Source organism: Klebsiella sp. G-Nf4, assembly GCF_002810615.1.
Lineage (GTDB): Bacteria > Pseudomonadota > Gammaproteobacteria > Enterobacterales > Enterobacteriaceae > Klebsiella > Klebsiella variicola.
Genome location: NZ_PION01000025.1, coordinates 1 through 3,110, shown reverse-complemented (window position 1 = coordinate 3,110; position 3,110 = coordinate 1). Strand labels below are relative to the sequence as shown.

The window sequence follows — 3,110 nt, the reverse complement described above, 5'->3', positions numbered from 1 at the left end:
ATGACTGACAATGCCGTCCTCCTGGGCGAAGGCTTCACCCTGATGTTTCTCGGCATGGGCTTTGTGCTGGTGTTCCTGCTGCTGCTCATCTTTGCCATTCAGGGAATGTCCCTCGCCGTGAACCGTCTGTTCCCTGAGCTGCCCGCCGCCCCCAAACCGGCGCCGGCCGCCGTCGCGCCCGCTGACGACTTCGCCCGCTTAAAGCCGGCGATTGTCGCCGCCATTCACCACCATCGCCGTCTTCACCCTTAATTCACGGAGGAATTTATGACCGTTGCCATTACCGATGTCGTCCTGCGCGACGCCCACCAGTCCCTGTTCGCCACCCGTCTGCGCCTCGACGATATGCTGCCCGTTGCGGCTCAGCTGGATGACGTCGGCTACCGCTCCCTTGAGTGCTGGGGCGGCGCCACCTTTGACGCCTGCATCCGCTTCCTCGGCGAGGACCCGTGGGTCCGCCTGCGTGAGCTGAAAAAGGCGATGCCGAAGACCCCGCTGCAGATGCTGCTCCGCGGCCAGAACCTGCTCGGCTACCGCCACTACGCCGATGACGTGGTGGAGCGCTTCGTCGAGCGCGCCGTCAAAAACGGCATGGACGTCTTCCGCGTCTTCGATGCCATGAACGACCCGCGCAACATGCAGGCCGCCCTGCAGGCTGTCCGCCGCCACGGCGCCCACGCCCAGGGCACGCTTTCGTACACCACCAGCCCGGCCCACACCCTGCAGACCTGGCTCGACCTCACCGAACAGCTGCTGGAAACCGGCGTCGACTCCATTGCGATTAAAGATATGTCCGGCATCCTCACGCCGGGCGCGGCGTATGAGCTGGTGAGCGAAATCAAAAAACGCTATGACGTCACCCTGCACCTGCACTGTCACGCCACCACCGGGATGGCGGAGATGGCTCTTCTGAAGGCCATTGAAGCCGGGGTCGACGGCGTGGATACCGCCATCTCCTCGATGAGCGCCACCTACGGCCACCCGGCCACCGAGGCGCTGGTGGCCACCCTCGCCGGTACTGAGCACGACACCAGCCTCAATATCCACAAGCTGGAGAGCATCGCGGCGTACTTCCGCGAGGTGCGTAAGAAGTACCACGCCTTCGAAGGCCAGCTGAAGGGCACCGACAGCCGTATCCTCGTCGCCCAGGTCCCGGGCGGGATGCTCACCAATCTCGAAAGCCAGCTGAAGCAGCAGAACGCCGCGGACAAACTGGACCTGGTGCTGGCGGAAATCCCCCGCGTGCGCGAGGACCTCGGCTTCATCCCGCTGGTCACCCCGACCTCGCAGATTGTCGGTACCCAGGCGGTGCTCAACGTCCTCACCGGCGGGCGCTACAAAACCATTGCGAAGGAGACCGCCGGTATCCTGAAGGGCGAATACGGCCACACCCCGGTGCCGGTGAACGCCGCCCTGCAGGCGCGGGTGCTCGACGGCGCCGACCCGGTGACCTGCCGCCCGGCGGACCTGCTGAAGCCGGAGCTGGCGCAGCTGGAAGCCGACGTCAAACGCCAGGCGCAGGAGAAGGGCATCACGCTTGCCGAAAACGCCATCGACGACGTGCTCACCGTGGCGCTGTTCCCGCAACCCGGCCTGAAGTTCCTCGAAAACCGCCACAACCCGGCGGCCTTTGAGCCGCTGCCGCAGGTCGAAGCCGCCAGACCTGCCGCTCCGGCAAAAGCCGCCGCCTCCGGCGTCTACACCGTGGAAGTGGAAGGCAAGGCCTTTGTGGTGAAGGTCAGCGACGGCGGCGACGTCAGCCAGCTCAGCGCCGCTGCGCCGGTAGCCAGCGCGCCCGCTGCCGCCCCGGCCGGCGCCGGCACCCCGGTGACCGCCCCGCTGGCGGGCAACATCTGGAAGGTGATTGCCGCGGAGGGCCAGACGGTGGCCGAAGGGGAGGTGCTGCTGATTCTGGAAGCCATGAAGATGGAAACCGAAATCCGCGCCGCGCAGGCCGGGACCGTACGCGGCATCGCGGTGAAAGCCGGCGATGCGGTGGCGGTCGGCGACACTCTGCTGCAGCTGGCGTAAGGACGAGGAGCGGAAATGGAAAGTCTGAACGCCCTGATTCAGGGCATGGGGCTGATGCACCTCGGTGCCGGCCAGGCCATCATGCTGCTGGTCAGCCTGCTGCTGCTGTGGCTGGCGATTGCTAAAAAGTTCGAGCCGTTACTGCTGCTGCCGATCGGCTTCGGCGGCCTGCTCTCCAATATCCCGGAGGCCGGGCTGGCGCTGAGCGCGCTGGAAAACCTGCTGGCCCACCACGACCCGGTCCAGCTGGCGGTGATTGCCGCGAAGCTCCACTGCGCGCCGGACGTCCACGCCATCAAGGAGGCGCTGGCGCTGGCCCTGCCGTCGGTGCAGGGGCAGATGGAGACGCTGGCGGTGGACATGGGCTACTCCGCCGGGGTGCTGGCCATCTTCTATAAGGTGGCGATTGGCTCAGGCATTGCGCCGCTGGTCATCTTTATGGGCGTCGGGGCAATGACCGACTTCGGCCCGCTGCTGGCCAACCCGCGCACCCTGCTGCTGGGGGCGGCGGCGCAGTTCGGTATCTTCGCCACTGTGCTCGGGGCGCTGACGCTGAACTACTTCGGCATCATCAGCTTCACCCTGCCGCAGGCGGCGGCCATCGGCATCATCGGCGGCGCCGACGGCCCGACGGCCATCTACCTGTCGGGCAAGCTGGCGCCGGAGCTGCTGGGGGCCATCGCGGTGGCGGCCTACTCCTACATGGCGCTGGTGCCGCTGATCCAGCCGCCGATCATGAAGGCGCTGACCAGCGACAGGGAGCGGAAGATCCGCATGGTGCAGCTGCGCACGGTGAGCCGGCGGGAGAAGATCCTCTTCCCGGCGGTGCTGTTGCTGCTGGTGGCGCTGCTGCTGCCGGACGCCGCGCCGCTGCTGGGGATGTTCTGCTTCGGCAACCTGATGCGCGAGAGCGGCGTGGTGGACCGGCTGAGTGATACGGTGCAGAACGCGTTGATCAACATCGTGACCATCTTCCTCGGGCTGTCGGTGGGGGCCAAGCTGGTGGCGGACAAGTTCCTGCAGCCGCAGACGCTGGGCATTCTGCTGCTGGGGGTGATCGCCTTCTGCGTGGGGACCGC

Annotated in this window: 3 protein-coding genes; all 3 read left to right on the top strand. The window is 66.5% G+C overall.

The window, feature by feature from the left end:
- Positions 1-252 carry an oxaloacetate decarboxylase subunit gamma gene (locus CWM57_RS26995; RefSeq protein WP_074387436.1) on the top strand — a complete coding sequence of 84 codons (252 nt, stop codon included), beginning with the start codon at positions 1-3 and terminating at the stop codon, positions 250-252.
- 15 nt (positions 253-267) lie between these two features.
- A complete protein-coding gene (oadA, locus tag CWM57_RS26990) occupies positions 268-2,031 on the top strand; it encodes a sodium-extruding oxaloacetate decarboxylase subunit alpha (RefSeq protein ID WP_100699631.1) in 1,764 nt (587 codons plus the stop codon).
- Positions 2,032-2,046: 15 nt separating this feature from the next.
- Positions 2,047-3,110 (top strand): sodium ion-translocating decarboxylase subunit beta (locus CWM57_RS26985; protein ID WP_100699630.1); only part of this gene is annotated, 1,064 nt, incomplete at its 3' end.

Bases quoted from the DNA above. Each gene is read 5' to 3' on its own strand.
- CWM57_RS26995 (WP_074387436.1), top strand. From the start codon at position 1: ATGACTGACAATGCCGTCCTCCTGGGCGAAGGCTTCACCCTGATGTTT.
- oadA (WP_100699631.1), top strand. From the start codon at position 268: ATGACCGTTGCCATTACCGATGTCGTCCTGCGCGACGCCCACCAGTCC.